This window comes from Stutzerimonas sp. FeSN7, from assembly GCF_030263795.1.
Taxonomy (GTDB): Bacteria; Pseudomonadota; Gammaproteobacteria; order Pseudomonadales; family Pseudomonadaceae; genus Stutzerimonas; species Stutzerimonas stutzeri.
The window spans coordinates 2,762,501-2,788,956 of sequence record NZ_JARPMN010000001.1 but is presented as its reverse complement, the minus strand read 5'-3'; the positions used below and the strand labels follow the sequence as shown (position 1 = coordinate 2,788,956).

The window sequence follows — 26,456 nt, the reverse complement described above, 5'->3', positions numbered from 1 at the left end:
GCCTCTACCAAACGAGAGCACACTCAATGAGCGATAGCCTGCAACTGGTTCTGGAAGACGTCGACGGAACCCAACTGGAAACCTCCTGCACCCGCTTCGCGGTCGTCTGGCAGGGGCGCGAGGTATGGATTCAACAGGTCGGCAACGGTCAGCTGATGATCGGCGTGGATGTCGAAGATGGCGATACCGAATACGCCAATCTGGTGCTGCGCCCGCTGGCGACCAACCTGGTCAGCCTGCAGCTGGAAATGGAGCCGGTCGAGGCCGATGACGACGAGCACGTCCACGGCCCCGACTGCAACCATTGACCGCGGCCCGGCATGCTCGCCCTCGGCAAGCTGCTGGAGCTGACCCTCGCCGGCCGTGAGCCCTGCGAGAAGATCCAGCTCACCCCGCATGGGGTGAAGCTGCACTGGCTGGCCGAGGGCGCGCTGCTCGTTTCTCCGCCCGCCAGCACCGACCTTGGCCTCGACCTGCTGATCTCTGCAGGCGTTCATGGCAACGAACTCATCCCCATCCATGTGCTGGATCACCTGATCCGAGCGCTCGCCCGTGGCGAGATCAGGCCCCTTGCACGCCTGTTGCTGCTGTTCGCCAACCCGGCGGCGATGCGGCGGACGCTGCGGCAGGTCGACCATGACCTCAATCGCCTGTTCCGGGGCGCGCATGCCGATGTCTGGGGCAGCGAGGCCATTCGTGCGGTGGAGCTGGAAGCATTGGTCAGCAGCTTCTTCGGTGGTTCCGGGCGCCAGCGCCGGCACTATGATCTGCACTCGGCGATGCGTCCGTCGCGCCTGCCCCAGTTCGCCATCTGTCCCTGGCGCGAAGACCAACAGGCACCCCCCGAGGCGCTGGCCCGGCTGCAGGGGCTGGCCATCAATGGCGTCCTGCTGCAGCGTCAGGCCACGTCCACCTTCACCGCGCTGACTGCCATGCGACATGGCGCCGAGGCCTTCACCCTCGAACTCGCCGAAAGCGGGGTGGAGGCCGTGCACCCTGCCGTGCTGGCGTTCGAAACCGGATTGATCGCAATGATCGAGGGGCGAACGCTGCCGGTCGGTTCCGGGGCCGAGCTGCAGCTGCTGCAGATTTCCCGCGAGATCATCAAGCGCAGCCCGCGGTTCCGGCTGTGTCTGCCGCCGGATATCGAGAACTTCACGCCGCTGCCGTTCGGCAGCTTGCTGGCCGAGGATGAGGCGGCGCGCTGGGTGGTCGACGAACCGGGCGCCCGCATTCTGTTTCCCATGGCCGATGTCGCCGAAGGCCAGCGTGCGGCGCTGATCGTTGTGCCGCTGGAGCGGCTCGAGGCAGGGCAGTGATACCCGCGCCGGGAAATGCGCGGTTGCAATTGGCTGCTCGCGCCCTTATCTAGCTTCACTCCTCCTGCGTTGTGTGCACCTTCTTATGAGTACTGCTCTGTCCATCCGGCAGTTGACCAAGACCTACGGCAACGGCTTCCAGGCCCTCAAGGGCATCGATCTCGATGTCGCCGAAGGCGACTTCTTCGCGTTGCTCGGCCCCAATGGCGCCGGCAAGTCCACCACCATCGGCATCCTTTCGACCTTGGTGAACAAGAGTGGCGGCACGGTTAACGTGTTCGGCCACGACCTGGATCGCGACCCGTCCGGGCTCAAGCGCTGCCTGGGCGTGGTGCCGCAGGAGTTCAACTTCAACCAGTTCGAGAAGGCCTTCGACATTCTGGTCACCCAGGCCGGGTATTACGGCATTCCGGCGAAGATCGCCAAGGAGCGCGCCGAGCGCTACCTCAACCAGTTGGGCCTGTGGGACAAGCGTGACGTGTCCTCGCGCATGCTCTCCGGCGGCATGAAGCGTCGTCTGATGATCGCCCGGGCGCTGATCCATCAGCCGCGCCTGTTGATTCTCGACGAGCCCACCGCCGGCGTGGACATCGAGCTGCGCAGGTCGATGTGGTCGTTCCTCACCGAACTCAACCGCGAGGGGATCACCATCATCCTCACCACCCACTACCTGGAAGAGGCCGAGCAGCTGTGCCGCAACATCGGCATCATCGATCACGGCCAGATCGTCAAGAACACCAGCATGCGCGAGCTGCTCAAGCAGCTGCACGTGGAAACCTTCCTGCTCGATCTCAAGGAGTCGCAACTGGTGGCGCCTGAGCTGGGCAACTATCCGTCGCGGCTGATCGACCATCACACCCTCGAAGTGCAGGTGGAGAAAAGCCAGGGTGTCACCGAGCTGTTCCGTCTGCTCGGCGCCCAAGGCATCGAGGTGCTGAGCCTGCGCAACAAGACCAACCGGCTGGAGGAGCTGTTCGTGTCGCTGGTGGAGAACAACCTAAAGGTGAAGTCATGAGCGGCGAACTGCGTCCCAACCTGGTCGCGCTGCAGACCATCGTGCAGCGCGAGATCCGTCGGTACACGCGCATCTGGCCACAGACGCTGCTGCCCCCGGCGATCACCATGGTGCTGTACTTCGTCATCTTCGGCAGCCTGATCGGCGCGCGGATCGGTGACATGGATGGCTTCAGCTACATGGACTACATCGTGCCGGGGCTGATCATGATGTCGGTGATCACAAACTCCTACAGCAACGTGGTATCGAGCTTCTTCAGCACCAAGTTTCAGCGCTCCATCGAGGAACTGCTGGTCTCGCCGGTGTCGCCGCACGTCATTGTCATCGGTTTCGCCCTGGGCGGGATCACCCGCGGGCTGGCGGTGGCGGTGATCGTCACGCTGCTGTCGATGTTCTTCACTTCGCTGCAGGTGCACCATCTCGGCGTGACGGTGCTGGTCATCACCCTGACCGCGAGCATCTTCGCCCTGGGCGGCTTCATCAACGCCGTGTTCGCGCGCAACTTCGACGATATCTCGATCATCCCGACGTTCGTGCTGACGCCGCTGACCTACCTGGGCGGTGTGTTCTATTCGATCAATCTGCTGTCGCCGTTCTGGCAGACGCTGTCGCTGGCCAACCCGGTGCTGCACATGGTCAATGCCTTCCGCTACGGCATTCTCGGCGTTTCGGATATCCGCATCGGGGTTGCGATCAGCTTCATGCTGGTAGCGGTGGCGGTGCTCTATCTGGTATCCGTGCACCTGCTCAAGAGTGGGCGAGGCATGAGGCAATAACAGTCGCTTCGTCCGCCCGCAGCGTCGATGGCGCTGAAAAGAACGCCGCGAAGCGCTAAACTTCGCGGCGTTTTCCGTTCAGGTTCCCTTCCGATGCAGCATCCCGCCGAACATTCTCCGCTGGGCAAGTCCAGCGACTACGTCGCCACCTACAGCCCGGGGCTGCTGTTCCCGATTCCGCGTGCGCCGAAGTGGGCCGAGCTCGGGCTGACTGCAGAAACGCTGCCCTATCAGGGCGTGGATCTGTGGAATTGCTACGAGCTGTCCTGGCTGCTGCCGTCCGGCAAGCCGGTGGTGGCGATCGGCGAATTCGAGATTCCGGCGGACTCGCCGAACATCATCGAGTCCAAGTCGTTCAAGCTCTACCTCAATTCGCTGAACCAATCGGTGTTCGAATCACGGGACGCGCTGCTGGAAGTGATGACCGGCGATCTGTCGGCCGCTGCCGGCAAGCCGGTCAGGGTGCGCCTGCGCACGCTGGACGAAGTCACCGCCGATGGCGTCGCGACGCTGCCAGGGCGTTGCATCGACGAACTGGATGTCGCCATTCAGGACTATGACCATCCGCGGCCCGAGCTGCTGACCTGCGATGCCGGTCGGGTGGTCGAGGAATCACTGCACAGCCACCTGCTCAAATCCAACTGCCCGGTCACCGGCCAGCCGGACTGGGGCAGTGTGGTGGTGGAGTATCGCGGTGCGGCGCTGCTGCCGGAGAGTCTGCTGGCCTATCTGGTGAGCTTTCGCCAGCACGCCGATTTCCACGAGCAGTGCGTGGAGCGCATCTTCCTGGACCTGCAGCGTCTGCTGCGGCCCGAGAAGCTCACCGTCTACGCGCGCTATGTGCGCCGTGGCGGGCTGGATATCAACCCGTACCGCAGCACCGAGGCGCTGGTGGTGGACAACCGCCGCCTGGTGCGCCAGTGACGCAGCGGGTCGCATGGCGCGACCCGCGAGTGGTTTTCAGATGCCCATATTGGCCAGGGTCTGCATGATGTTGCGCAGGGTCATGGCCATGCCCGGGTGGCTGACCTCGAAGCGTTCGACCGCGAGGTTGACGCCATCCACCAGCGAGTCGTTGTATTCGGTCGTGCCCTCGGTCGCCAGTCGCGCTTCGATATCCTGAGCGATCGCCTGCAACGAAGCGCGCTCCTCATCGGTCAGCGGCGTGTCCTGGGCCAGTTGACTACGCAGTTCTTCGAGCTGCGACTGCAGATCATGTTCCGGCATTTTGCTTCCCTCTCATGGGTTTACGGGCGACGGGTAAAAGCCTCGATACCCGAAGGTTAAACCAGCGGCCTGGCGTTGTCGTGCCTTTGCATCGGTGGGCGGGGGCAGGGCAGGCCGCGTGTCCGGCTGACTGCCGCAAAACGGGTGTTCGCTCTATACTGCGCGGTCTGCGTCGGTGCGCCGCATGCACCAAAAACCTAGGGAGATAAAAGCAATGCCCAAGATCGCAACGGCCTGGATCGCCGTGCTCAAGGCCAGTTTCGTCGCTGCCGCCGCCATGCTTGCGGCAGCCCCTGCGCTGGCCGCCGAAGAAGATCCGTGGGAAGGCGTCAACCGCGCGGTGTTCCGCTTCAACGATACCGTCGACACCTACACGCTCAAGCCTTTGGCCAAGGGCTATCAGAAGGTGACCCCGGAGTTCGTCGAAGACGGCATCGGTAACGTGTTCAGCAATCTCGGCGATGTGATCGTGCTGACCAACGATCTGTTGCAGGGCAAGGTCCGCGATGCCGGTATCGACACCAGTCGCATTCTGTTCAACACCACCTTCGGCGTGCTCGGCTTCTTCGATGTGGCGACCCGCATGGGGCTGCACAAGAACGACGAGGATTTCGGCCAGACCCTGGGCGCCTGGGGGGTGGACAGTGGGCCATATGTGGTGCTGCCGTTGCTGGGGCCGAGCACCGTGCGCGATGCGATCGGCCGCGTGCCCGATGCCTTCCTCGAGCCCTATCCGCACATGAGTCACGTGCCTACGCGCAACGTGACGCGCGGCGTGGATCTAGTGGATACGCGTGCCAGCCTGCTGTCGGCGGAAAAGATGATTCGTGGCGATCGCTACATCTTCGTGCGCAACGCCTACCTGCAGAACCGCGAGTTCCGGGTTAAGGACGGCGAGGTCGAGGACGATTTCTGATATTGGCCGCAGTTACTGCGGCCAATGCCGGAGCGGGGCAGTGGGGTCAGGACATGGAAAGAATGGCCAGGCCCAGGCTCTGACGGCCATCGTCGAGCTGGCTGATGCGCACTACTTCGGTCTGCGCATCCAGCCCCTTGAGCTCGCTGTGCTCGGAAGGGATCAGCACACGCAGCTTGTCGCCCATGCTCAGGTTCGTCCTGGCCAGGATCTGCATGCCGGTGCTGGAAAGGTCGATGCAGACGCCGCTCAGTTTTGTGTCGCCATGTTCCAGCGCGACGGTGGTTTCGATCTGCATCCGGATGAAATCGCGTTTTTCGCTGTAATCGCGGTCTTTCTGGCTCATGGTTCTACCTTTTATATATGGCTAGCGGGATTCTTATAGCGCCCCTCAATTCGACCTGTAAAGGCGCCTGCCGGTCGGCTTGAAACCCCGATCGTATGGGAGTACCGTCTGCGCCTTGAATCGAACCTATGCCCCGCATCACGCCGGGCCAATGTATTCGCCAACCATCCTGGCGACACCGCCTGGTAGGAACATGCATAAACCAAGCGCGACGCTGCTGATCATAGACGACGACGATGTGGTTCGAGCCAGCCTGGCTGCCTATCTGGATGACAGTGGTTTCCGTGTGCTGCAGGCCGCCAATGGGCCGCAGGGTATGGAGCTCTTCGAATCCGAGCAGCCCGACCTCGTGATCTGCGACCTGCGCATGCCGCAGATGGACGGCCTGGAATTGATCCGCCAGATCAGTGAGCGCCAGATCGACCTGCCGGTCATCGTGGTCTCCGGTGCCGGTGTTATGAGCGATGCCGTGGAGGCGTTGCGTTTGGGCGCAGCCGACTATCTGATCAAGCCGCTCGAAGATCTGGCGATGCTCGAACACTCGGTTCGCCGCGCGCTGGATCGCTCTCGTCTGCGCCTGGAGAATCGTCGCTATCGGGAGCAACTGGAGACCGCCAACCGCGACCTGCAGGCCAGCCTGCATCTCTTGCAGGAAGATCAGGACGCCGGGCGCCAGGTTCAGATGAACATGCTGCCGGTAACGCCCTGGAGCGTTGATGGCTTCGATTTTGCCCACCAGATCATCCCCTCGCTGTACCTGTCCGGCGACTTCGTCGACTACTTCCGTGTGGACGAGCGCCGCATCGGCTTCTATCTGGCCGACGTGTCCGGCCACGGTGCGTCGTCGGCATTCGTCACCGTGCTGCTCAAGTTCATGACCACCCGCCTGCTATACGAGTCGCGCCGCGGCGGTACGCTGCGCGAGTTCAAGCCCTCGGAAGTGCTCGACCATATCAACCGCGGGCTGATCAACTGCAAGCTGGGCAAGCACGTGACCATGCTGGGTGGGGTGATCGACCAGGAGCGTGACGTGCTGCACTACAGCATCGGTGGCCATCTGCCGATGCCGGTGCTCTATACGGGCGAGGGCGCCCACTACCTGGAAGGACGCGGTCTGCCGGTCGGCCTGTTCGTCGAAGCGACCTATCAGGATTTCGAGCTGAAGCTGCCGGAGACTTTCAGCCTGACCTTGCTCTCCGATGGCATTCTGGACCTTTTGCCTGGCGAGACACTCAAAGAAAAAGAGTCTGCGTTGCCCGGTCTGATCTCGGACGCCGGTGGCACGCTGGACGGTTTACGTCGAGTCTTCGGGTTGGCCGAACTGGCTGACATGCCCGACGATATCGCCTTGCTGGTGTTGAGCAGGAACCTTGCATGAGTACTGGTAGAATCCAGTTCGCCGAGATGGATGGCACCTTTGTTCTGAAGTTCATTGGTGAGATCCGTTTGACGCTCTGTTCGGCGCTGGATGCGACGATCGAGAAGATCTTCTCGTCGCTGAATTTCTCTTCCATCGTCATCGATCTGACCGAGAGCCGAAGCATCGACAGCACCACGCTGGGCCTGCTGGCCAAGCTGTCGATCCTGTCGCGGCAGAAGGTCGGCATGTTGCCGACCCTGGTCACCACCCATCCGGACATCACTCGACTGCTGCAGTCGATGGGCTTCGATCAGGTGTTCAACATCGTCGACACGCCGCTGCCGTGCCCGGAGTGTCTGGCCGACCTGCCTTCGCAGGACCAGTCCGAGGACGTGGTGAAGGCCAAGGTGCTGGAGGCTCACCGTATCCTGATGAGCCTCAACGAATCCAACCGCGAGGCCTTCCATGACCTCGTCACCGCGCTGGAGCGCTCCTGAGCGGAGCTCAGGCCAGTTCCGCCAGTAGCGCCTCGAGCTTCTCCTGATCCCTTGCGAACTGACGGATGCCTTCGGCGAGTTTTTCGGTCGCCATCGCATCCTCGTTCAGCCCCCAGCGGAAGCTCTTCTCATCCAGGCTGATGCGCGGCTCGGATGCGCGGCCCGGCTCCAGCTTGCGCTCCAGCGTGCCGCTGGCTTCGGCGAGCTGGCCGAGCAGATCCGGGCTGATGGTCAGCCGGTCGCAGCCAGCCAGCGCCTCGATCTGGCCAATGTTGCGGAAGCTCGCGCCCATCACCACCGTCTTGTAGCCGTGCGTCTTGTAGTAGTCGTAGATGCGGCTGACCGACTGCACGCCCGGATCTTCCGCGCCCTGATAGTCGCGGCCTTCATGCTTCTTGTACCAGTCGTAGATGCGGCCGACAAAGGGGGAGATCAGAAACACGCCGGCCTCGGCACAGGCCACCGCCTGGGTGAAGGAGAACAGCAGAGTGAGGTTGGTCTGGATGCCGGCCTTTTCGAGTTGCTCGGCGGCGCGGATGCCTTCCCAGGTGGACGCGATCTTGATCAGCACGCGCTCGCGGCTGATGCCGGCCTGCTCGTACAGACCGATCAGGCGCTCGCCGCGCTGGACCATGGCCTGGGTGTCGAAGGAAAGGCGCGCGTCGACCTCGGTGGAAATGCGTCCGGGGATGAGTTCGAGGATCTGCTTGCCGACAGCGACCGCGAACAGGTCGCAGGCCAGGCCGATATCGCCCTGGCATTGCTTCATCGCGTTGCCGAGATGCTCGGCGTAGCGCGGCATGGCCGCGGCCTTGAGCAGCAGCGACGGATTAGTAGTCGCATCCACGGGCTTCAGGCGGGCAATGGCGTCGATATCGCCGGTATCGGCGACAACGGTGGTGAACTGCTTGAGTTGTTCCAGCTTGGAAGTCATATAAAGGAGGGCTCCGTCCTGTGAGTGGCATGACCTTACCCGAGCCCGTCTGCCCGCTCAACGAGCGCATGGACCCGGATGCGCCTGGCCTTTGATCCGATAGTCTCGGTAGCGTTCCTTGCCGCGGGACTTCAGTGGCCCTCGAGCAATGCCGTCGCCTGATCGAGCAGCGCCAGCGGCTCGTCGGTCTTGTGAATGTCCACCGAAAGCAGCTGACGGAAGCGCCGCGCGCCGGGGAAACCCTGGCCCAGGCCGAGCACGTGGCGGGTGACATGGTGCATGGCGCCACCCTCGGCCAGATGCCGTTCGATGTACGGGCGCATGTTGCGTAGCGCCTGCGCACGGCTGATCACCGGTGCGTTGCTGCCGAACAGGCTGCTGTCGACCTGTGCCAGCAGATAGGGGTTGTGGTAGGCCTCGCGGCCGAGCATCACCCCATCGAAGGTCTGCAGATGCTCGCGGCATTCTTCCAGCGTCTTGATGCCGCCGTTGAGGATGATCTCGAGGTCCGGGAAATCCCGTTTGAGCTGCGCGGCGACGTCGTAGCGCAGCGGTGGCACTTCACGGTTCTGCTTGGGTGACAGCCCTTCGAGAATGGCGATGCGAGCATGCACCGTGAAGCTGCGGCAGCCGGCCTCGCGCACCTGACCGACGAAGTCGCACAACTGGGAATAGCTGTCGCGCCCGTTGATGCCGATGCGGTGCTTGACGGTGACCTCGACGCCCACCGCGTCGCGCATGGCCTTCACGCAGTCGGCGACCAGCTGCGGATGGCCCATCAGGCAGGCGCCGATCATGTTGTTCTGCACCCGATCGCTGGGGCAGCCGACGTTGAGATTCACCTCGTCGTAACCCGCGGCCTCGGCGAGCTTCGCGCACGCCGCCAGATCGCCCGGCACACTGCCACCCAGCTGCAGCGCCAGCGGATGTTCGCTCTCGTCGTAACGCAGAAACCGCGCCGTATCGCCATGCAGCAGCGCGCCGGTCGTCACCATCTCGGTGTAGAGCAGGGCATGCTTGGAAAGCTGGCGCAGGAAGAACCGGCAGTGGCGGTCGGTCCAGTCCATCATCGGTGCGACGGAGAAGCGGCGGGACAGCACCGGTTTTGTGGCGGAGGGCGTTTGGTCGAGAGTCATGCGGACGGGGTCGGGTCTGGATCGCGGCCGCGCATTCTATCAGGCGCACCCTGGCCTGAGCATGGTGGTGGCTGCTGTCCCGATAAGCGAATTCGATGGCGGACGCCGAGCGGTGGGTAACGGGTTGGCGCGTGAGCACGCAACCCGGAAAAAATGCCCCGTTAGCTGGCGTGCGAAAGTGGAGCATCGAGGAGAGGGAGGCTCGGCAATCGGATCAGCCGGACGGCGGTCGTCATGTCAGCCACCGCACCAGGCACAGCGTGATCGAGGGGAAGAGCACCAGTACCACGACGCGCAGGATGTCGGAGATCAGGAAGGGCACCACGCCGCGGAAGGCGTCGCGTAGGGGGACATCCCGGGCCATGCTGCTGATCACGTAGACGTTCATGCCCACCGGCGGGGTGATCATGCCGATCTCCACTACCATCAGTGCGAGGATGCCGAACCAGATGGCCTTCTCGGTCTGATCCAGGCCGTAGAAGTCCAGCCCCATGATCAGCGGGAAGAAGATCGGGATGGTCAGCAGGATCATCGACATGGTGTCCATCACGCAGCCGAGGATCAGGTACAGGATCAGGATACCGGCGAGCACCACGAAGGGCCCCACGCCTGCATTGTTGATCGCCTCGGCCAACGCCACCGGGAGCTGCGACACGGCCAGGAAGGCGTTCATGACATCGGCGCCGAGCAGGATCATGAAGATCATCCCGGTGGTGACCGCGGTGCCGAACAGCACTTCCTTGAACTGGGCCCAGCGCATGCCGCCGAGCGCGACGGCGAAGAGGCCGGTGCCCACGGTTCCAATGGCCGCCGCTTCGGTCGGTGTGAACCAGCCGGCATAGATACCACCAAGTACCAGCAGGAAGATCAGAAACACCGGCCAGACGCCACGCTGCGCGGCCAGCCGCTCGCGCCAGGTCAGCTTCGGTTGCGCGGGGCCGGCGTCCGGGTTCATCCGCACGTAGATGGCGATCGCGATCATGTAGCCGATTGCCGCCAGCACGCCGGGGATGAATGCGGCCATGAACAGCGCGGAGATGTTTTCCTGGGCGAGGATGGCATAGATCACCAGCACCACCGACGGCGGAATCAGGATGCCCAGGGTGCCCCCGGCGGCCAGGCTGCCCACCGCAAGCGGGCCCGAGTAGTTGTATTTCTTCAGCTCCGGCAGCGCGACCTGGCCCATGGTCGCCGCGGTGGCGATGGATGAGCCGCAGACGGCGCCAAAGGCAGCACAGGAACCAACGGCCGACATCGCCAGACCGCCGCGCCAGTGGCCGATCATGGCCGCTGCGGCTCGGAACAGGCCGGTCGCCAGGCCACCGCGGGAGGCGAACTGCCCCATCAGCAGGAAAAGCGGAATGACCGAGAGGTCGTAGACCGTATAGCGCGCATAGGCGACGGTCTTCAGATAGCTGAGCAGCGGGGACCAACCGGAAATCGCCACGTAGCCGCCGACACCGGTGAGCAGCATGGCGATGGCGATCGGGATGCGCACCACCAGCAAAACGAGGAGGAAGGCCAGGAACAGCCCGCCGATTTCGACACTGCTCATGCGGGCTTGCCCTCACCACGAAAGTCCTGCCATGCGGTGTACAACGCCACCACCGCCAATAGCGCGAAGCCCGGTGCGAAGGCGCTCATCGACCACCAGATCGGCACGCCCAGGATGATCGATTCCTCGCCGGTGCCGTAGGCGTCCAGCGTGCCCACCAGTGAACGCCAGGCCAGCAGCGCAGCAGCCAACCCCATAAGCACGCTGCCCAGGCCATCCAGCGCGCTGCGCACGCGAGGCGAGGCGCGTAACGTGAATACATCGACGATGACATTCCCGCGGCGGAGCTGGCACAGCGGCAGAAAGAACACGATGGCGATGCCACAACCCATCTGCACCAGTTCGACGTCACCGAGCAGCGGTTCGTCGAAGAGGGTGCGCATGGCGATGCTGTAGGTCGCCATCAGCGTCATGGCCACCAGCAGCAGGCCGCCGACGAAGGCCAACAGCCGTGACAGCCGATCGAGCACGCGGCCCATCGGATCGGCAGGCACGGTCGCGGCCCGAACGTCAGATTCGCTCATGAACGTCTCCGGAGCAGGGCGCCGGGTGAACTGGCGCCGGGGTCGATCAGCGGGTAGCGGTGTCGCTGTGCTGCTGGATCAGCTGGCGTGCGTGCTCGAGCAGGGCGGCACCATTCGCATAGCCTTTGCCCTCGACTTCCTTGATCCAGTCCTGGTCGAGGCGCTCGGCCACCTTCATCCACTTCTGCTGTTCGTCTTCGGACAGCTGGTGAATCTTGTTGCCGCGGCTTTCGGCCAGACGATGGCCGTTCTGCACGGCGATCTCGTCGAACAGCTGGCCCGCTCGACGCGAGAGCACCGCGCCGCTGCGCTCGTCGATGATCTTGCGCAGGTCTTCGGGCAACCCCTCATAGGTAGCCGGGTTCATGGCGAGGATCATCACCGTGTACATCAGTGCCGGCTTCCCCTCGGCCATTTCCGTGTGGTGGCCGATCAGCTCGTGCAGCTTGAGCGCTGGTACCACGTCCCAGGGCACGATCGCACCGTCGACCACGCCCTTGGACAGGGCCTCGGGAATCTGCGGGACCGGCATGGCGACGGGAGTCCCGCCGAGCAGGGAGATCAGTTTGGTGGAGGTGCGGTTGGCGGCACGGATTTTCTTGCCGCGGAAGTCGGCCATCCTGTTGATGGGTTTCTTGCCGGTATGGATCAGCGCACCGTCCGTGGTATGGGTCGCAAGCAGGTGCATGCCGGTGAATTCCTTTTCGCCGTGCTTGGCGACGAACTCCCACATCGCCTGGCTGGTCGCCTCGGCGGAGCGACTCATGAATGGCTGCTCGAAGACCGAGATGAGCGGGAAGCGCCCGCTGTTGTAACCCGGCAGCGTCCAGACGATATCGGCAACTCCGTCACGCACCTGGTCCACCAGCTGCGGTGGTGTGCCGCCCAGCTGCATCGAGGGATAGAACTGGAACTGGATACGGCCGTCGGAGGCTTCGGTGATCTCGTCCGCCCACGGCTTGAGCAGGTTCGCCTGGGTCAACGAATGGGCGGGAAGAAAATGATGAACCTTGAGCGTCACGACCGCTTCCTGAGCGTAGGCGGACAGGCTCAGACAACTGACGCAGGCAAGTGCCAGCAGGGCCTTGGGCAATTTCGACATGGGGTATTCCCTTTTGTTGTTGTAATTGCGCGTGCAACCGGCTGCCCCGCGGATGTTCCGCTCCGGCAGCCCCGCTACACGCGAGTCGCCGAGACGGTGAACGCCTCCGTATAGAAGCAACCTCGCCGGTTGCATCGCAACCGAGTGGCGCAGTAAACGAGCGAATCTGTTCGATAATCGCCCTTGGTTTGTGTTCCGCTTCGTCGGCACCGTACGGCGCGCGAGCGATCTCAGGCCTGCGTCGGTGAGGGCGCCATGAAGCCCATTCGTGCGACCTTGAGCCGTCGAAGCCAGCTCCAGAAAGCGCAGCCCGAACGTCAGCCATAACGGGAAATAGTCGGCCATCACTCAGCGCTCGCGCGGGCGGTAGGGCTGGTAGAAGTCCGCGCCTCGCCAGGCTGGCGTCGGCGTATCGGTCAGGGGTTTGCCGCGGGTATAGCGTTCTCCTTCGCCATCGCTGACGAGGCGCGCCACGGCAGGGTAGGGGTAGACCGGCCGGTACTCCGGGGTCCGCCCGGTCTTGGCACGCCTGCTCTTCGGCGAGAGCGGCAGGCCGGATCGGCTCGCCTGATACACCTTGATCTCGTCAGAGGCCTGGCCGGATTCGACCCAGCGCATCAGCGGCGTCAGCAGGTCCAGTTCGCTCGGCCCCTGTCCGCCGTGACAGTGGTACATGCCCGGCACCAGGTACATGCGCACGAAGCGCTCGACTTCTGGCTTGCCCAGGTGGCGCTGCAGGGCCTCGTGGTAGGCGATGGTATTGATCGGCGAGATATGATGATCGGACCAGCCATGCCAGAGAATCAGCTTGCCGCCTTTGTCGGCGAAGGCGGAGAGGTCGGGGTCGGTCGCATCGAACAGGGGATGGCGGGCGCGCAGGCGATCGAAGGTCTCGGCGTCGAAGCGCAGCTGCTCCAGCCGATAGCCAGGCTGCGGTGCCTGTTCGAACACCAGATAGCGCAGTGCCTCGAGGGCGATGGTTTCGCTGAACAGCGGGCCATGCGCGCGTTCGGGCACGAACACGCCGCCCCATGCGAGCTCCGAGCCGGGCTGCGGACCGCCGACGGCCAATCGCTCACCGGTACGCTCGTCGCGCGGCCCGTCATATATGCGCCTTGCCGCTTGCACCTGTGCGGCAGTCAGGCACTGGTCGCTGTCCTGGCCAGCGGGGCACTGGATCGTGGCCGGGTCGAATCGACAGATTCGTGGGTCGCTGAGCAGCCCGTCGAGCTGGCCATCCAGGCCGTCACACTGTTCAAGCACGGCTCGGTGCAGAAGAGGCAGCTGTGAGGCGACCAGCACGCTGCGACCATCCGGGGCGCGGTTCACCCGCGCCTGCCAGGCGTGCAGCAGCGAGTTCTGCACCTGGAAATTCATTGCCGGCGCGCCGGCGACGATGCCGTCGAAGTCGTGCGGATAGCGTTGTGCCTCGATCAGGGCTTCGCGCCCGCCGTCCGAGCACCCACTGAAATAGGAATACGCCGGAGCCCGGTCGTAGAAGGTTTTGATCAATGCCTTCGCGGCCCGTGCGGTGAGATGCACACCGCGGTGGGCGAAATCGGCGCGCTGCTGCGGATTGGCACCGAACGTCCCGCCATTGCCCTGATGACCCATGTCGGTACTGGCTACGACGAAGCGGCCGCTTTCGAACGGTACGCAGCCTGCGACTGCGTCCGGTCTCAGAGAAATGCGGCCGCACAACCCGCCGCAGCCGACCTGCAGGTAACGCTGGGTCCAGCCATCCAGCGGCAGTTGCACGCGAAAGCCGATGCTCGGTGCCAGCGTACCTTCGACATTGCATACGGTGACGCCCTGATCAGTGTCCTGTACCGATGCGGACGTGACGCGACTACCGCTTCCGCCGATCGATGCGAGGTCGAGCGTGAGCAACGACGAGCAGGTGCGGCTCGGGCGTACGACCTCCAGCGCAGCCAACCCGTCGTGAGCCGGTTCTGTGACCGCGGATGCGCCGCTGGTGCCACTGCAGAGCAGTGCCAGCAGGGCGATGGGGAAGAGGGAAATCTTCATGCAGGGCACACCTTCTTGTGCTGGGTCGTAGGGCCGCCGATGGTCGGCGTCGCCCAACGACCTATCCGTTTTGTGCGATCTGCACTCAGAGTGCGAAGAGGCGCCGAGCGTTCCGCCGCAATCGTGCCCATATGTGAACGATCGCGCGCTTGTGCAAAAACTGTTCGGTCACCGAACGGCGGGGTGTCCGCCGTTGGTCGAATCTCCTATGCTTCGATCAGTCGATATTCTTGACGCAGATCAATATTCTCGATCTACGCAATACCGACCAAGCCGGCCACTAAGCGCCGCCAACTATAAAAACAACCGAGTGCCGGGTGATGGAACGACTGCTGAATGAAAAAAGCAGGATCTTCGAGCGTGCTGATCCGCATGCGGTGTCGGATTACGTCAATCAGCATGTAGGCGTGCACTGCATTCGTCTGCCTCGTACCGGCACGCCTCAGGCCAGCCTCAGCCACTGCAAGTTCGGCAAGCTCGACCTTTGCCAGATCAGTTATGGCGGCAGCGTTCATGTCACCTCGCCAGCCCTGGAAACCATCTATCACCTGCAACTGCTGCAGCGTGGCCATTGCCTGTGGCGCGGACGGGGCCAGGAGCACTATTTCACCCCCGGTGAGCTGCTGCTGATCAACCCTGACGATCCGGTTGACCTGACCTACTCGGACGACTGCGAAAAGCTGATCGTCAAGCTGCCGGCCTCCTTCCTCGAACAGGCCTGCAGCGAGAACCAATGGCGAGCACCCTCCGGTGGCATACGGTTCAGTGCCAATCGCCATGCGCTCGGCGAAATGGACGGCTTCGACAGCCTGCTCGGGCTGGTCTGCCGCGAGGCGGGCTCAGAGCAGAGCATCCCGCAGATTCAGGAGCAGTACAGCCGGATCATCGCCAGCAAGCTGCTCTGCAGCCTGGCCAGCAATATCCAGCGCGATCCGTTCGGTGACAGCTGCCCGTCGTTCGGTCGGCTGACCGACTACATCGACGAGCATCTGAAACAGGATATCTCCGTTGAACAGCTGGCCGAGCTGGCCAACATGAGCCTGCGCTCGCTGTACCTGCTGTTCGAGCGCAAGGTCGGCACCACGCCCAAGTCCTACATCCGTCAGCGCAAGCTGGAGCAGATCCATGGCCGGCTGAGCGACCCTTCGGCCAGGGTACGCAACATCACCGAGATCGCCATGGACTACGGCTTCATGCATCTGGGGCGCTTCTCGGAAAGCTACAAGAGCACCTTCGGCGAGCTGCCGTCGGACACCCTGCGCCGCCATCACTGATCCGCTTCGGCGGCCGCCAGCCTTTTGGCGGCCGCATCCGCTACGCCCATTCCTCCCTTCGCTGATCGCCCTCAGCGCGTCGCTGCAGGCCGCGGCATCCGTCTGCCTGCGTTTTGCAGAAAACGGATAGAGATGCTGCAGAAAACGGATATTGATGCCGTTCCCCCCGCCGTAGCCTTCATCACGTGGAAACAATAACAATGGAGGCCCCGGCCATGTCCCTGGGAATCGACTACCTTGATTCGCTGCTCGAAGACGACAAAGAGAAGGGCATCTTTCGCTGCAAGCGGGAGATGTTCACCGACCCTCGGTTGTTCGATCTGGAGATGAAGCACATCTTCGAGGGCAACTGGATTTACCTCGCCCACGAGAGCCAGATCCCCGAGAAGAACGACTACTACACCACCCAGATGGGGCGTCAGCCGATCTTCATCGCGCGCAACAAGGAGGGTGAACTCAACGCCTTCATCAACGCCTGCAGCCACCGCGGTGCCATGCTCTGTCGCTTCAAGAGCGGCAACAAGGCGACCTACACCTGTCCGTTCCATGGCTGGACCTTCAACAACTCGGGCAAGCTGCTCAAGGTCAAGGACCCCAAGGAAGCCGGCTACCCCGACAGCTTCAACTGCGACGGCTCCCATGACTTGAAGAAGGTCGCCCGCTTCGAGTCCTACCGCGGCTTCCTCTTCGGCAGCCTGCGCGAGGACGTCGCCCCGCTTGAGGAATTCCTTGGCGAGTCACGCAAGATCATCGACATGGTGGTCGATCAATCGCCGGATGGCATCGAAGTGCTGCGCGGCTCGTCCACCTATGTCTATGAAGGCAACTGGAAGCTGCAGGCCGAGAACGGCGCCGATGGCTACCACGTCACCGCCGTGCACTGGAACTACGCCGCCACCCAGCAGCAGCGCAAGCTCAAGGAAGCCGGCGACGACATCCGTGCGATGAGCGCCGGCGGCTGGGGCAAGAAGGGCGGTGGTTTCTATTCGTTCGAGAACGGCCATCTACTGCTCTGGACTCGCTGGGACAACCCGGAAGATCGCCCGCTGTATGCCCGTCGCGAGGAGATGGTCGCCGAGTTCGGCCAGGCCCGTACCGACTGGATGATCGAGAACTCGCGCAACCTGTGCCTCTACCCGAACCTGTACCTGATGGATCAGTTCGGCTCGCAGCTGCGCATCGCCAAGCCGCTGTCGGTGGACAAGACCGAAGTCACCATCTACTGCATCGCACCCAAGGGCGAGAGTGCCGAAGCGCGGGCGCGGCGCATTCGTCAGTACGAAGACTTCTTCAATGTCAGCGGCATGGCCACGCCGGATGACCTTGAAGAGTTCCGCGCCTGCCAGCAGGGCTTTGCCGGTCGCGCCATGGAATGGAACGACATGTCTCGCGGTGCCAAGCACTGGATCGAGGGAGCGGACGATGGCGCCCGCAGCATCGACCTGCAGCCGATGATGAGCGGTGCGCGCACCGAGGACGAGGGCCTGTTCGTGCTGCAGCACCACTACTGGCAACAGCAGATGATCAAGGCCGTGAAGGCCGAGCAGGAACAGCTGATTCACGTGGGGGGTGCATAAAAATGAGCATCGCCTACGAAACCGCGCGTGACTTCCTCTACCGCGAAGCGCGCTACCTCGACGACAAGGACTGGGACAGCTGGCTGGAACTGTATGCCGCCGACGCCACCTTCTGGATGCCGGCCTGGGACGACGCCGACCAGCTCACCGAAGATCCGCAGCGGGAAATCTCGCTGATCTGGTACGGCAACCGTGGCGGCCTGGAAGACCGTGTGTTCCGCATCCGCACCGAGCGCTCCAGCGCCACGATCCCGGACACACGCACCTCGCACAACATCAGCAACCTGGAGCTGATCGAGCAGGGCGAGGGCTTCTGCAAGCTGCGCTTCAACTGGCACACGATGAGCTTTCGCTACAAGACCGTCGACCACTTCTACGGCACCAGCTTCTACACGCTCGACACCCGTGGCGAGAGCCCGCTGATCAAGCACAAGAAGGTCGTGCTGAAGAATGACTACATCCGCCAGCTGATCGACGTCTATCACCTGTGAGGGCAAGACCATGACTCACCAGATCGCATTGAATTTCGAGGACGGGGTGACCCGCTTCATCGAGGCCAATCTTGGCGAAACCGTCGCCGACGCAGCCTACCGCCAGGGCATCAACATCCCGCTGGACTGCCGCGACGGTGCCTGCGGGGCCTGCAAGTGCCTCGCCGAAGCCGGGAGCTATGACCTCGGCGAGGAATACATCGAGGACGCGCTGAGCGAGGACGAAGCTGCGCAAGGCTATGTGCTGACCTGCCAGATGCGTGCCGAGAGCGACTGCGTGATCCGCGTGCCGGCATCCTCGGATGTCTGCAAGACCACGCAGGCCAGTTACCAGGCGACCATCAGCAACGTGCGCCAGCTGTCGCAGAGCACCATTGCGCTGTCGATCAAGGGCGAGTCGCTGAGCCAGCTGGCCTTCCTGCCTGGGCAGTACGTCAACCTGCAGGTGCCGGGCACCGACCAGACCCGCGCCTACTCGTTCAGCTCGCTGCAGAAGGGCGGTGAGGTCAGCTTCCTGATCCGCAACGTGCCGGGCGGGCTGATGAGCAGCTTCTTGAGCGGCATGGCCAAGGCCGGCGACAGCCTCACCCTGGCCGGCCCGTTGGGCAGCTTCTATCTGCGCGAGATCAAGCGGCCGCTGCTCTTGCTGGCCGGCGGCACGGGCCTGGCGCCTTTCACTGCGATGCTGGAGAAGATCGCCGAGCAGGGCAGCGCGCATCCGCTGCACCTGATCTACGGCGTCTCCAACGATTTCGATCTGGTGGAGATGGACCGACTCGAAGACTTTGCTGCGCGCATTTCGAACTTCACCTACAGCGCCTGCGTGTCCAGCTCCGACAGCCAGTACCCGCACAAGGGCTACGTGACCCAGCACATCGAACCCAAACACCTCAACGATGGCGAGGTGGACATCTACCTGTGCGGTCCGCCGCCCATGGTCGAGTCGGTCAACCAGTTCATTCGTGAGCAAGGCCTGCAGCCAGCCAACTTCTACTACGAGAAGTTTGCCGCCAGCGCCTGATCCACCGGTCGCAGGGTGGGCAACTGCGCCGCATTGCTCACCGAATCCTCGCCATTCCAGAGGTTGGGTAGATGAACACACGATTTCAGAACAAGGTCGCGGTGATCACCGGCGCGGCCCAGGGCATCGGTCGCCGTGTCGCCGAGCGATTCGTCGAGGAAGGTGGCCGGCTGGTGGCCGTGGACCGTTCCGAACTGGTCCATGAACTGGCCGATCAACTGGGGCATGGCGCCGAGGTACTGACCCTGACCGCCGATCTTGAGCAGTTCGCCGACTGCCATCGGTTGATGGATGCCGCGAAAGAGCGTTTCGGCCGTCTCGACATCCTCGTCAACAACGTTGGCGGAACCATCTGGGCCAAGCCCTTCGAGCATTACCAGGAACATGAGATCGAGGCCGAGGTGCGTCGCTCGCTGTTCCCCACGCTGTGGTGCTGCCACGCCGCGCTGCCGCACATGCTGGAGCAGGGCGGCGGGGCCATCGTCAACGTCTCATCGATCGCCACGCGCAGCCTCAACCGCGTGCCCTACGGCGCGGCCAAGGGTGGCGTCAACGCGCTGACCGCGTGCCTGGCCTTCGAGAACGCCCAGCGGGGCATACGCGTCAACGCCACCGCACCCGGCGGTACCGAGGCGCCACCGCGGCGTATTCCACGCAACGCAGCCGAGCAGAGCGAGCAGGAAAAGATCTGGTACCAGCAGATCGTCGATCAGACCGTGGAATCCTCGTTGATGAAGCGCTACGGAACCATCGACGAGCAGGCCGGCGCGATTCTTTTTCTCGCATCCGACGAGGCCTCCTACATCACCGGCGTGACCCTGCCGGTGGGTGGTGGCGATCTCGGTTGAGCAGTACCCGGGCCGGCTCGACCGGTCAAGGCCAAGGCACATCGGCGGCGCGGTGACCCATCGCTGCAGCCGATCCGCGACTAACAAAAACAATAGAGAGTCTTGCCATGCGAAAAGTAGACGTTCACGACATCATCGATAACGCACGCTTCAACCGCTTCCACTGGCTGGTGGTGTGCCTCTGCGCACTGCTGTTGATCTTCGACGGCTACGACCTGTTCATCTACGGCGTGGTGCTGCCGGTGATCATGAAGGAGTGGGGGCTGACCCCGCTGGAAGCGGGCGCGCTGGGCAGTTATGCGCTGTTCGGCATGATGTTCGGCGCACTGGCGTTCGGCACCCTGGCCGACCGCATCGGCCGCAAGAAGGGCATCGCCATCTGTTTCGTGCTGTTCAGCAGCGCCACCGTGCTCAACGGCTTTGCCAGCACTCCTACCGAGTTCGGCATTTTCCGCTTCCTCGCCGGGCTCGGCTGCGGCGGGCTGATGCCCAACGTGGTGGCGCTGATGAACGAGTACGCGCCCAAGCGGCTACGCAGCACGCTGGTGGCCGTCATGTTCAGCGGCTATTCGCTGGGCGGCATGCTGTCGGCCGGCCTCGGGATCTACATGCTGCCTCGCTTCGGCTGGGAAGCGATGTTCTTCGCCGCCGCCGTGCCGCTGCTGCTGTTGCCGGTGATTCTCTGGTACCTGCCCGAGTCGGTCGGCTTCCTGGTGCGCCAGGGCCGAGGTGAGCAGGCGCGGGCGTTGCTGGCCAAGGTCGACCCGGGCCGCCAGCTGAGCGCTGCCGACGAGCTGGTGATGACCGATGTGAAGGGCAAGAGTGCCTCGGTGCTGGAGCTGTTCCGCGAAGGCCGTGGCGTGCGCACCTTCTCCCTGTGGCTGGCGTTCTTCTGTTGCCTGCTGATGGTTTACGCGCTGGGTTCCTGGTTGCCGAAGCTGATGGCCAACGCCGGATACAGCCTCGGTTCGAGCCTGTCGTTCCTGCTCGCGCTGAACTTCGGCGGCATGGCCGGCGCCATCCTCGGCGGCTGGCTGGGCGATCGCTTCAACCTGGCGAAAGTGGTGGTGGTGTTCTTCGCCGTGTCGGTGGCCTCCATCAGCCTGCTGGGGTTCAAGACGCCGATGCCAGCGCTTTACACGCTGATCTTCATCGCCGGTGCCACCGTAATCGGCACGCAGATCCTGCTCTACGCGACCGCCGCGCAGTTCTATGGCTTGTCGATCCGCTCCACCGGTCTCGGCTGGGCCTCGGGCATCGGCCGCAACGGCGCCATCGTCGGCCCGCTGCTTGGCGGTGCGTTGCTGGGCATCAACCTGCCGCTGCAACTGAACTTCATCGCCTTCGCCGTGCCGGGTGTCATCGCCGCCCTGGCCATGGCCGTCTTCGCCATCTCCAGCAAGCGCAGCGGCACGCCCGCGCCGGTGGTGATGACGGCAGCGGCCAAGGCCTGATCACTGAACCTTCAACACGGATATCGCCATGAGCCCCATCCTGATCGAACGCATCCAGACGATCATCGTCGACCTGCCGACCATCCGCCCGCACAAGCTGGCGATGCACACCATGCAGCAACAGACGCTGGTGATCATCCGTGTGCAATGCAGCGACGGCATCGAAGGCATCGGCGAGGCCACCACCATCGGTGGCCTGGCCTACGGCAACGAGAGCCCGGAAAGCATCAAGCAGAACATCGACAGCCACCTCGGCCAGCTGCTGGTGGGCCAGGAGGCCGCCAACATCAACGCCGCCATGCTGCGCCTGGACAAGGCGGCCAAGGGCAACACCTTCGCCAAGTCCGGTGTCGAGAGCGCATTGCTCGATGCTCAGGGCAAGCGTCTTGGTCTACCGGTCAGCGAGCTGCTCGGCGGTCGGGTACGCGACAGTCTGGAAGTGGCCTGGACCCTGGCCAGCGGCAATACCGCTAAGGACATCGAAGAGGCCGAGCGCATGCTCGATATCCGCCGTCATCGCATCTTCAAGCTGAAGATCGGCGCCGGCGAGGTGAATGCCGACCTCAACCATGTCATCGCCATCAAGCAGGCCCTCGGCGAGCGCGCCAGCGTGCGCGTCGACGTCAATCAGGCCTGGGACGAGTCGGTGGCGCTGCGCGCCTGTCGCGTCCTCGGCGACAACGGCATCGACCTGATCGAACAGCCGATCTCGCGGATCAACCGCGGCGGGCAGGTGCGCCTGAATCAGCGCAGCCCGGCACCGATCATGGCCGACGAGTCCATCGAGAGCGTCGAGGATGCCTTCAGCCTGGCGGCCGACGGTGCGGCCAGCATCTTCGCGTTGAAGATCGCCAAGAACGGCGGCCCGCGTGCCGTGCTGCGCACCGCGCAGATCGCCGAAGCGGCAGGTGTCGCGCTGTATGGCGGCACCATGCTCGAAGGCGCCATCGGCACCCTGGCCTCGGCGCACGCCTTCGTCACCCTCAACAGGTTGACCTGGGGCACCGAGCTGTTCGGCCCGCTGCTGCTCACCGAGGAAATCGTCACTCAGGCGCCGGTCTACCGCGACTTCCAGCTGGAAGTGCCGCGCACGCCCGGTCTTGGCCTGACCCTGGATGAAGAGCGCCTGGCGTTCTTCGCCCGTAAGTAAGAGGAGGACCCGAGATGCTCTTCCACGTGAAGATGATCGTGAAACTGCCGGTCGACATGGATCCGGCCCAGGCCGCCAAGCTCAAGGCCGACGAGAAGGAACTGGCGCAGAGCCTGATGCGCGAAGGCAAGTGGCGCCACCTCTGGCGCATCGCCGGACAGTACGCCAACTACAGCGTGTTCGACGTCGCCAGCGTGCAGGAACTGCACGAAACCCTGATGCAGCTGCCGCTATTCCCCTACATGGAGATCGAGGTCAACGCGCTGTGCCGCCACCCGTCCTCGATTCGTGACGACGACCGCTGATCCCGTCCGAACTGGGGTCCGCACCGATCGCTGAACCCGTGCAACGACAATTACAAAACGAGGCCTGAGCCATGACTGTGAAAATCTCCCACACCAACGACGTGCAGCAGTTCTTCAAGGAAGCCAGCGGCTTCAACAACGACGGGGGTAGCAGCCGCCTGAAGACGGTGATCAACCGCGTCCTGGCGGACACCGCAAGGATCATCGAAGACCTGGAAATCACCCAGGACGAGTTCTGGAAGGCGGTGGACTACATCAACCGTCTCGGCGGTCGCCACGAAGCCGGCTTGCTGGTCGCCGGACTCGGACTGGAGCATTACCTCGACCTGCTGCAGGACGCCAAGGACGAACAGGAAGGACTGGTCGGCGGCACCCCGCGCACCATCGAAGGTCCGCTGTACGTCGCCGGCGCGCCAATCGCTCAGGGCATCGCGCGCATGGATGACGGTAGCGAAGACGATGTCGCCACTGTGATGTTCCTGCAAGGCCGTGTTCTCGATCCGACCGGCGAGCCGCTGGCCGGTGCGGTGGTCGATCTCTGGCACGCCAACACCAAGGGCAACTATTCCTACTTCGACAAGAGCCAGTCCGAGTACAACCTGCGCCGGCGGATCGTCACCGACGAGAACGGCTATTACCGCGCGCGCAGCATCGTGCCGTCCGGCTATGGCTGCTCGCCCGACGGGCCGACCCAGGAGGTGCTCGACATGCTCGGTCGTCACGGCCAGCGGCCGGCGCACATTCATTTCTTCATCTCCGCGCCTGGCCATCGTCACCTGACCACGCAGATCAACCTGGCTGGCGACAAATACCTCTGGGACGACTTCGCTTACGCCACGCGCGATGGTCTGGTCGGCGACATCCGCTTCATCGACGATGCCGAAGCCGCACAAGCACGGGGCGTGCAGGGGCGTTTTGCCGAAGTGGATTTCGACTTCCAGCTGCAGAAGGCGCCGGCCCCGCAAGCCGAGCAGCGCAGCAAGCGGCCACGGGCGCTACAGCAGGCCTGACGGTCCCCGCGGTGTCCGGACTCCCGGGCACCGCAGCGGCGCTGCACCGGTAATGCAGCCGCTTCATTCATAACAAGAGTGATCCGGGCGTCCGCCACGGATCGCCAGGCCTGCCTTGCGAGGCGACATGAAAGCTCTGATGAAAGACTTCTCGCTCTCCGCCGTGGTTGCCGGCTTTATCGCGACCGTGATTTCCTACGCCGGTCCGCTGGTGATCATCTTCCAGGCGGCTAAGGCCGCGAATTTGCCGCATGACGTGCTCTCGTCCTGGGTATGGACCATCTCCATCGGTAGCGGCGTGCTCGGCATTCTGCTCAGTGTGCGCTACCGGGTTCCCATCATCATCGCTTGGTCGGCACCGGGCTCGGCGCTGCTGGTAACCATGTTGCCGGATATCACGCTGAACGAGGCGGTCGGCGCCTATATCGCCACCAGCGTGGTGGTGCTGCTGGTAGGACTGTCCGGCGCGTTCGACCGGATCATCAATCGCCTGCCGGCCGCCATCGCCGCGGGCATGCTGGCCGGCATCCTGTTCCGTTTTGGCACCGGGCTGTTCGTCTCGGTCAAGGAACAACCCTGGCTGGTGCTGGCGATGTTCGGCACCTATCTGCTGTTCAAGCGTGCCTTGCCCCGTTACGCCGTGCTCGCCGTGCTGGTGGTCGGTGTGACGATCACCATCGCCTCGGGTGAGTTGCGCAGTGATGCACTGGTCATCGGGCTGGCGACGCCGGTATGGATCGCCCCGGAGTTCAGCTGGCAGGTCATCCTCAATATCGCCTTTCCGCTGGTGATGGTGGCGCTGACTGGACAGTTCGTGCCTGGCATGGCGGTGCTGCGCAACGACGGCTACGAGACGCCGGCCAGTCCGCTGATCAGCAGCAGCGCACTGGGTTCGCTGCTGCTGGCACCGTTCGGCTGTCACGGATTGAACCTGGCGGCGATCACGGCGGCGATCTGCACGGGCCGGGAGTCGCACGAGGATCCGTCCAAGCGTTACATCGCAGGAGTGTCGGGTGGCGTCTTCTACCTGGTGCTGGGCATCTTCGGGGCGACGCTGGTTTCGATCTTCAGCGCATTCCCCGCCGCGTTGATCGCCGCGCTGGCCGGCCTGGCGCTGCTCGCGGCCATCGGTGGGGCATTGAGCGCGGCAATGGCCGTGCCCGCCGACCGTGAGGCGGCCTTGATCACCTTTCTGGTTACCGCATCGGGCATGTCCTTCCTCGGGCTGTCGGCGGCGTTCTGGGGCCTGATCTTCGGTATCGCCGCGCATCTGTTGCTGGGCCTGCGCAAACCAATCCCAGCGGTCGCATCACCCCCGGCTGTTGGCCGCAAGGAACAGCCGGCGCGGTGACCGCCCCGGCAATCGTAACCACTCACCCATGACGAGCTCGTTGCACTCCCCGCCTGCTGCCGGGGGAGCGGCTGCGTGCACCCTGAAAACAACAACAAGAGAGTTAGATGATGCAGAAGGTATCCATTTCCCGACTCACCCTGGCTGCCGGCATGACGTCCATGATTTCTCCGGCGTTTGCCGCAGACGCCGGCTTCATCACGGACGCCACGGCAACATTGCAGGCGCGTAACTACTATTTCAGCCGGGACTTCTCCGACATCGTCGGCCCCAATCAGCAATCGAAGGCGGAGGAGTGGGGGCAGGGGTTTATTCTCAACTTCAGGTCGGGCTACACCCCTGGAGCTGTAGGCTTCGGCGCGGACGCCATCGGGCAGCTGGGAATCAAGCTCGACAGCAGCCGTGATCGCAGTGGTACCGGCCTGCTCCCGGTTGGGAGCGATGGCCGCGCGCCGGATGAGTACAGCCGCATGGGGGTGGCACTCAAGGCAAAGGTGTCGAAGACTGAACTGAAGGTAGGTGAGCTGCAACCCAATCTGCCAGTGCTGACCTTCAGTGATATTCGGCTGCTCCCGCCCACCTATCAGGGCGTCAGCATCGTCTCCAGTGAAGTCAATGGGTTGACCCTGCAGGGCGGTCGTTTGCGCTCGACCAGCCTGCGCAACGAGGCCGGCGATGACCGGATGCGGGCCATGCTGGGCCGAACGCCTCAGGCAGCATTCAGCGATGCGTTCAACTACGCCGGCGGCGATTACGCATTCAACAACAAGCGCACGTCTTTCGGCCTCTGGTATGCGCAGCTCGAGGACATCTATAACCAGCGCTACATCGGCCTGAAGCATAGCGAACCGCTCGGCGACTGGATTCTGGGCGCCAACCTCGGCTACTACGATTCGCAGGCCGACGGCGGCAAGCTGGCCGGCAATGTGGACAACCAGGCTTTCTACTCGCTGCTGTCGGCAAAGCGAGGCGGCCATACCTTCTATATCGGCTATCAGGCCATGTATGGCGACAGCGCTTTTCCCCGCGTCTTCGCGAACGTCTCGCCTCTGGGCAATGAGGTGCCCACCTATGAGTTCGCCGAGCGGGACGAGCGCTCCTGGCAGGCTCGCTACGACTACGATTTTGCCGCGATGGGCTGGCCCGGTCTGGTCGCGACGGTGCGTTATATCACCAGCGATAATGTGAGCACGGGAATGGGGTTCGAAGGTACGGCGCAGGAGCGCGATCTGGACATCGG

27 protein-coding genes (1 of these 27 cut by a window edge) are annotated in these 26,456 nt (G+C 63.4%); 19 read left to right on the top strand and 8 right to left on the bottom strand.

Features of this window, described 5'->3' with window-relative positions:
* Nucleotides 1-26: 26 nt before the first annotated feature.
* The 5 genes from P5703_RS13030 (at nucleotide 27) to queF (ending at nucleotide 4,034) form a co-directional block, all read left to right on the top strand.
* Nucleotides 27-308, top strand: a complete 282-nt coding sequence (locus tag P5703_RS13030; RefSeq protein ID WP_011912811.1) for a hypothetical protein — start codon at nucleotides 27-29, stop codon at nucleotides 306-308.
* Nucleotides 309-320: 12 nt separating this feature from the next.
* Nucleotides 321-1,319: a succinylglutamate desuccinylase gene (locus P5703_RS13025; protein WP_279641952.1), complete on the top strand. Its 999-nt coding sequence runs from the start codon at nucleotides 321-323 to the stop codon at nucleotides 1,317-1,319.
* A gap of 85 nt (nucleotides 1,320-1,404) precedes the next feature.
* Nucleotides 1,405-2,334, top strand: coding sequence for an ABC transporter ATP-binding protein (locus tag P5703_RS13020; protein WP_013982425.1), 930 nt, complete (start codon nucleotides 1,405-1,407; stop codon nucleotides 2,332-2,334).
* Nucleotides 2,331-3,110, top strand: coding sequence for an ABC transporter permease (locus tag P5703_RS13015; RefSeq protein WP_011912814.1), 780 nt, complete (start codon nucleotides 2,331-2,333; stop codon nucleotides 3,108-3,110). Before P5703_RS13020 ends, P5703_RS13015 begins: the two co-directional genes overlap by 4 nt.
* Before the next feature lie 93 nt (nucleotides 3,111-3,203).
* The gene (gene queF, locus P5703_RS13010) at nucleotides 3,204-4,034 is read left to right on the top strand and encodes an NADPH-dependent 7-cyano-7-deazaguanine reductase QueF (RefSeq protein WP_084904100.1); all 831 of its coding nucleotides are present in this window, start codon (nucleotides 3,204-3,206) and stop codon (nucleotides 4,032-4,034) included.
* A gap of 36 nt (nucleotides 4,035-4,070) precedes the next feature.
* Here queF and P5703_RS13005 read toward each other — a convergent pair whose 3' ends face one another.
* Nucleotides 4,071-4,337: a DUF4404 family protein gene (locus P5703_RS13005; RefSeq protein WP_013982427.1), complete on the bottom strand. Its 267-nt coding sequence runs from the start codon at nucleotides 4,335-4,337 to the stop codon at nucleotides 4,071-4,073.
* A gap of 214 nt (nucleotides 4,338-4,551) precedes the next feature.
* Here P5703_RS13005 and P5703_RS13000 point away from each other — a divergent pair, with 214 nt between their 5' ends.
* Entirely contained in the window at nucleotides 4,552-5,253 is a 702-nt protein-coding gene (locus P5703_RS13000; protein ID WP_019405843.1) for an MlaA family lipoprotein, read from the top strand.
* 46 nt (nucleotides 5,254-5,299) lie between these two features.
* Here P5703_RS13000 and P5703_RS12995 read toward each other — a convergent pair whose 3' ends face one another.
* Nucleotides 5,300-5,599: a PilZ domain-containing protein gene (locus tag P5703_RS12995; RefSeq protein ID WP_013982429.1), complete on the bottom strand. Its 300-nt coding sequence runs from the start codon at nucleotides 5,597-5,599 to the stop codon at nucleotides 5,300-5,302.
* A gap of 193 nt (nucleotides 5,600-5,792) precedes the next feature.
* On the opposite strand from P5703_RS12995, the gene rssB reads away from it, so the two are divergent.
* Together rssB and rssC are read left to right on the top strand one after the other, a co-directional pair.
* Nucleotides 5,793-6,977, top strand: a complete 1,185-nt coding sequence (gene rssB, locus P5703_RS12990) for a two-component system response regulator RssB (protein WP_013982430.1) — start codon at nucleotides 5,793-5,795, stop codon at nucleotides 6,975-6,977.
* Nucleotides 6,974-7,456: an anti-sigma factor antagonist RssC gene (gene rssC, locus P5703_RS12985; protein ID WP_011912820.1), complete on the top strand. Its 483-nt coding sequence runs from the start codon at nucleotides 6,974-6,976 to the stop codon at nucleotides 7,454-7,456. Before rssB ends, rssC begins: the two co-directional genes overlap by 4 nt.
* A 7-nt stretch (nucleotides 7,457-7,463) precedes the next feature.
* Here the strand turns inward: rssC and tal are convergent, their stop codons facing one another.
* From tal to P5703_RS12955, 6 genes are all read right to left on the bottom strand, one after another.
* Nucleotides 7,464-8,390 (bottom strand): transaldolase, encoded by a 927-nt coding sequence (tal, locus tag P5703_RS12980; protein ID WP_279641953.1) that lies wholly within the window; start codon nucleotides 8,388-8,390, stop codon nucleotides 7,464-7,466.
* Between the two features lie 131 nt (nucleotides 8,391-8,521).
* Nucleotides 8,522-9,526 (bottom strand): tRNA dihydrouridine(20/20a) synthase DusA, encoded by a 1,005-nt coding sequence (dusA, locus tag P5703_RS12975; RefSeq protein ID WP_125853305.1) that lies wholly within the window; start codon nucleotides 9,524-9,526, stop codon nucleotides 8,522-8,524.
* Between the two features lie 232 nt (nucleotides 9,527-9,758).
* Nucleotides 9,759-11,081, bottom strand: coding sequence for a TRAP transporter large permease (locus tag P5703_RS12970; RefSeq protein WP_095461389.1), 1,323 nt, complete (start codon nucleotides 11,079-11,081; stop codon nucleotides 9,759-9,761).
* Nucleotides 11,078-11,605 carry a TRAP transporter small permease gene (locus P5703_RS12965; protein WP_108241684.1) on the bottom strand — a complete coding sequence of 176 codons (528 nt, stop codon included), beginning with the start codon at nucleotides 11,603-11,605 and terminating at the stop codon, nucleotides 11,078-11,080. The genes P5703_RS12970 and P5703_RS12965 overlap by 4 nt, the downstream gene beginning before the upstream one ends.
* Nucleotides 11,606-11,651: 46 nt before the next feature.
* Complete coding sequence (locus P5703_RS12960) at nucleotides 11,652-12,707, bottom strand: TRAP transporter substrate-binding protein (protein WP_125853396.1); 1,056 nt, start codon at nucleotides 12,705-12,707, stop codon at nucleotides 11,652-11,654.
* 348 nt (nucleotides 12,708-13,055) lie between these two features.
* Nucleotides 13,056-14,735, bottom strand: coding sequence for a tannase/feruloyl esterase family alpha/beta hydrolase (locus P5703_RS12955; RefSeq protein ID WP_279641955.1), 1,680 nt, complete (start codon nucleotides 14,733-14,735; stop codon nucleotides 13,056-13,058).
* 320 nt (nucleotides 14,736-15,055) lie between these two features.
* Here P5703_RS12955 and P5703_RS12950 point away from each other — a divergent pair, with 320 nt between their 5' ends.
* The 11 genes from P5703_RS12950 to P5703_RS12900 form a co-directional block, all read left to right on the top strand.
* Nucleotides 15,056-16,009 carry an AraC family transcriptional regulator gene (locus P5703_RS12950; protein ID WP_011912827.1) on the top strand — a complete coding sequence of 318 codons (954 nt, stop codon included), beginning with the start codon at nucleotides 15,056-15,058 and terminating at the stop codon, nucleotides 16,007-16,009.
* Nucleotides 16,010-16,224: 215 nt separating this feature from the next.
* Nucleotides 16,225-17,586: a benzoate 1,2-dioxygenase large subunit gene (gene benA, locus P5703_RS12945; protein ID WP_049324922.1), complete on the top strand. Its 1,362-nt coding sequence runs from the start codon at nucleotides 16,225-16,227 to the stop codon at nucleotides 17,584-17,586.
* 2 nt (nucleotides 17,587-17,588) lie between these two features.
* Entirely contained in the window at nucleotides 17,589-18,077 is a 489-nt protein-coding gene (benB, locus tag P5703_RS12940; RefSeq protein WP_011912829.1) for a benzoate 1,2-dioxygenase small subunit, read from the top strand.
* A gap of 10 nt (nucleotides 18,078-18,087) precedes the next feature.
* Nucleotides 18,088-19,098 (top strand): benzoate 1,2-dioxygenase electron transfer component BenC, encoded by a 1,011-nt coding sequence (benC, locus tag P5703_RS12935; RefSeq protein WP_049324891.1) that lies wholly within the window; start codon nucleotides 18,088-18,090, stop codon nucleotides 19,096-19,098.
* Between the two features lie 71 nt (nucleotides 19,099-19,169).
* Nucleotides 19,170-19,946: a 1,6-dihydroxycyclohexa-2,4-diene-1-carboxylate dehydrogenase gene (locus tag P5703_RS12930; protein WP_020308090.1), complete on the top strand. Its 777-nt coding sequence runs from the start codon at nucleotides 19,170-19,172 to the stop codon at nucleotides 19,944-19,946.
* Nucleotides 19,947-20,053: 107 nt separating this feature from the next.
* Nucleotides 20,054-21,400 (top strand): MFS transporter, encoded by a 1,347-nt coding sequence (locus tag P5703_RS12925; RefSeq protein ID WP_020308089.1) that lies wholly within the window; start codon nucleotides 20,054-20,056, stop codon nucleotides 21,398-21,400.
* Nucleotides 21,401-21,428: 28 nt separating this feature from the next.
* Nucleotides 21,429-22,550, top strand: a complete 1,122-nt coding sequence (locus P5703_RS12920; RefSeq protein ID WP_049324889.1) for a muconate cycloisomerase family protein — start codon at nucleotides 21,429-21,431, stop codon at nucleotides 22,548-22,550.
* A 14-nt stretch (nucleotides 22,551-22,564) separates the two neighbouring features.
* On the top strand, nucleotides 22,565-22,855 hold the full coding sequence (catC, locus tag P5703_RS12915; RefSeq protein ID WP_017245712.1) for a muconolactone Delta-isomerase: 291 nt from the start codon (nucleotides 22,565-22,567) through the stop codon (nucleotides 22,853-22,855).
* A gap of 71 nt (nucleotides 22,856-22,926) precedes the next feature.
* Complete coding sequence (catA, locus tag P5703_RS12910; RefSeq protein WP_017245711.1) at nucleotides 22,927-23,865, top strand: catechol 1,2-dioxygenase; 939 nt, start codon at nucleotides 22,927-22,929, stop codon at nucleotides 23,863-23,865.
* Nucleotides 23,866-23,992: 127 nt separating this feature from the next.
* Nucleotides 23,993-25,216: a benzoate/H(+) symporter BenE family transporter gene (locus P5703_RS12905; RefSeq protein ID WP_017245710.1), complete on the top strand. Its 1,224-nt coding sequence runs from the start codon at nucleotides 23,993-23,995 to the stop codon at nucleotides 25,214-25,216.
* A 107-nt stretch (nucleotides 25,217-25,323) separates the two neighbouring features.
* Nucleotides 25,324-26,456, top strand: the 5' portion of a protein-coding gene (locus tag P5703_RS12900; RefSeq protein WP_080977635.1) for an OprD family porin. 130 nt of this gene lie beyond the right edge of the window; only the first 1,133 of its 1,263 coding nucleotides appear in the window; it begins with the start codon at nucleotides 25,324-25,326; its stop codon lies beyond the right edge, outside the window.

Bases quoted from the DNA above. Each gene is read 5' to 3' on its own strand.
- P5703_RS13030 (WP_011912811.1), top strand. From the start codon at position 27: ATGAGCGATAGCCTGCAACTGGTTCTGGAAGACGTCGACGGAACCCAA.
- P5703_RS13025 (WP_279641952.1), top strand. From the start codon at position 321: ATGCTCGCCCTCGGCAAGCTGCTGGAGCTGACCCTCGCCGGCCGTGAG.
- P5703_RS13020 (WP_013982425.1), top strand. From the start codon at position 1,405: ATGAGTACTGCTCTGTCCATCCGGCAGTTGACCAAGACCTACGGCAAC.
- P5703_RS13015 (WP_011912814.1), top strand. From the start codon at position 2,331: ATGAGCGGCGAACTGCGTCCCAACCTGGTCGCGCTGCAGACCATCGTG.
- queF (WP_084904100.1), top strand. From the start codon at position 3,204: ATGCAGCATCCCGCCGAACATTCTCCGCTGGGCAAGTCCAGCGACTAC.
- P5703_RS13005 (WP_013982427.1), bottom strand. From the start codon at position 4,337: ATGCCGGAACATGATCTGCAGTCGCAGCTCGAAGAACTGCGTAGTCAA.
- P5703_RS13000 (WP_019405843.1), top strand. From the start codon at position 4,552: ATGCCCAAGATCGCAACGGCCTGGATCGCCGTGCTCAAGGCCAGTTTC.
- P5703_RS12995 (WP_013982429.1), bottom strand. From the start codon at position 5,599: ATGAGCCAGAAAGACCGCGATTACAGCGAAAAACGCGATTTCATCCGG.
- rssB (WP_013982430.1), top strand. From the start codon at position 5,793: ATGCATAAACCAAGCGCGACGCTGCTGATCATAGACGACGACGATGTG.
- rssC (WP_011912820.1), top strand. From the start codon at position 6,974: ATGAGTACTGGTAGAATCCAGTTCGCCGAGATGGATGGCACCTTTGTT.
- tal (WP_279641953.1), bottom strand. From the start codon at position 8,390: ATGACTTCCAAGCTGGAACAACTCAAGCAGTTCACCACCGTTGTCGCC.
- dusA (WP_125853305.1), bottom strand. From the start codon at position 9,526: ATGACTCTCGACCAAACGCCCTCCGCCACAAAACCGGTGCTGTCCCGC.
- P5703_RS12970 (WP_095461389.1), bottom strand. From the start codon at position 11,081: ATGAGCAGTGTCGAAATCGGCGGGCTGTTCCTGGCCTTCCTCCTCGTT.
- P5703_RS12965 (WP_108241684.1), bottom strand. From the start codon at position 11,605: ATGAGCGAATCTGACGTTCGGGCCGCGACCGTGCCTGCCGATCCGATG.
- P5703_RS12960 (WP_125853396.1), bottom strand. From the start codon at position 12,707: ATGTCGAAATTGCCCAAGGCCCTGCTGGCACTTGCCTGCGTCAGTTGT.
- P5703_RS12955 (WP_279641955.1), bottom strand. From the start codon at position 14,735: ATGAAGATTTCCCTCTTCCCCATCGCCCTGCTGGCACTGCTCTGCAGT.
- P5703_RS12950 (WP_011912827.1), top strand. From the start codon at position 15,056: ATGGAACGACTGCTGAATGAAAAAAGCAGGATCTTCGAGCGTGCTGAT.
- benA (WP_049324922.1), top strand. From the start codon at position 16,225: ATGTCCCTGGGAATCGACTACCTTGATTCGCTGCTCGAAGACGACAAA.
- benB (WP_011912829.1), top strand. From the start codon at position 17,589: ATGAGCATCGCCTACGAAACCGCGCGTGACTTCCTCTACCGCGAAGCG.
- benC (WP_049324891.1), top strand. From the start codon at position 18,088: ATGACTCACCAGATCGCATTGAATTTCGAGGACGGGGTGACCCGCTTC.
- P5703_RS12930 (WP_020308090.1), top strand. From the start codon at position 19,170: ATGAACACACGATTTCAGAACAAGGTCGCGGTGATCACCGGCGCGGCC.
- P5703_RS12925 (WP_020308089.1), top strand. From the start codon at position 20,054: ATGCGAAAAGTAGACGTTCACGACATCATCGATAACGCACGCTTCAAC.
- P5703_RS12920 (WP_049324889.1), top strand. From the start codon at position 21,429: ATGAGCCCCATCCTGATCGAACGCATCCAGACGATCATCGTCGACCTG.
- catC (WP_017245712.1), top strand. From the start codon at position 22,565: ATGCTCTTCCACGTGAAGATGATCGTGAAACTGCCGGTCGACATGGAT.
- catA (WP_017245711.1), top strand. From the start codon at position 22,927: ATGACTGTGAAAATCTCCCACACCAACGACGTGCAGCAGTTCTTCAAG.
- P5703_RS12905 (WP_017245710.1), top strand. From the start codon at position 23,993: ATGAAAGCTCTGATGAAAGACTTCTCGCTCTCCGCCGTGGTTGCCGGC.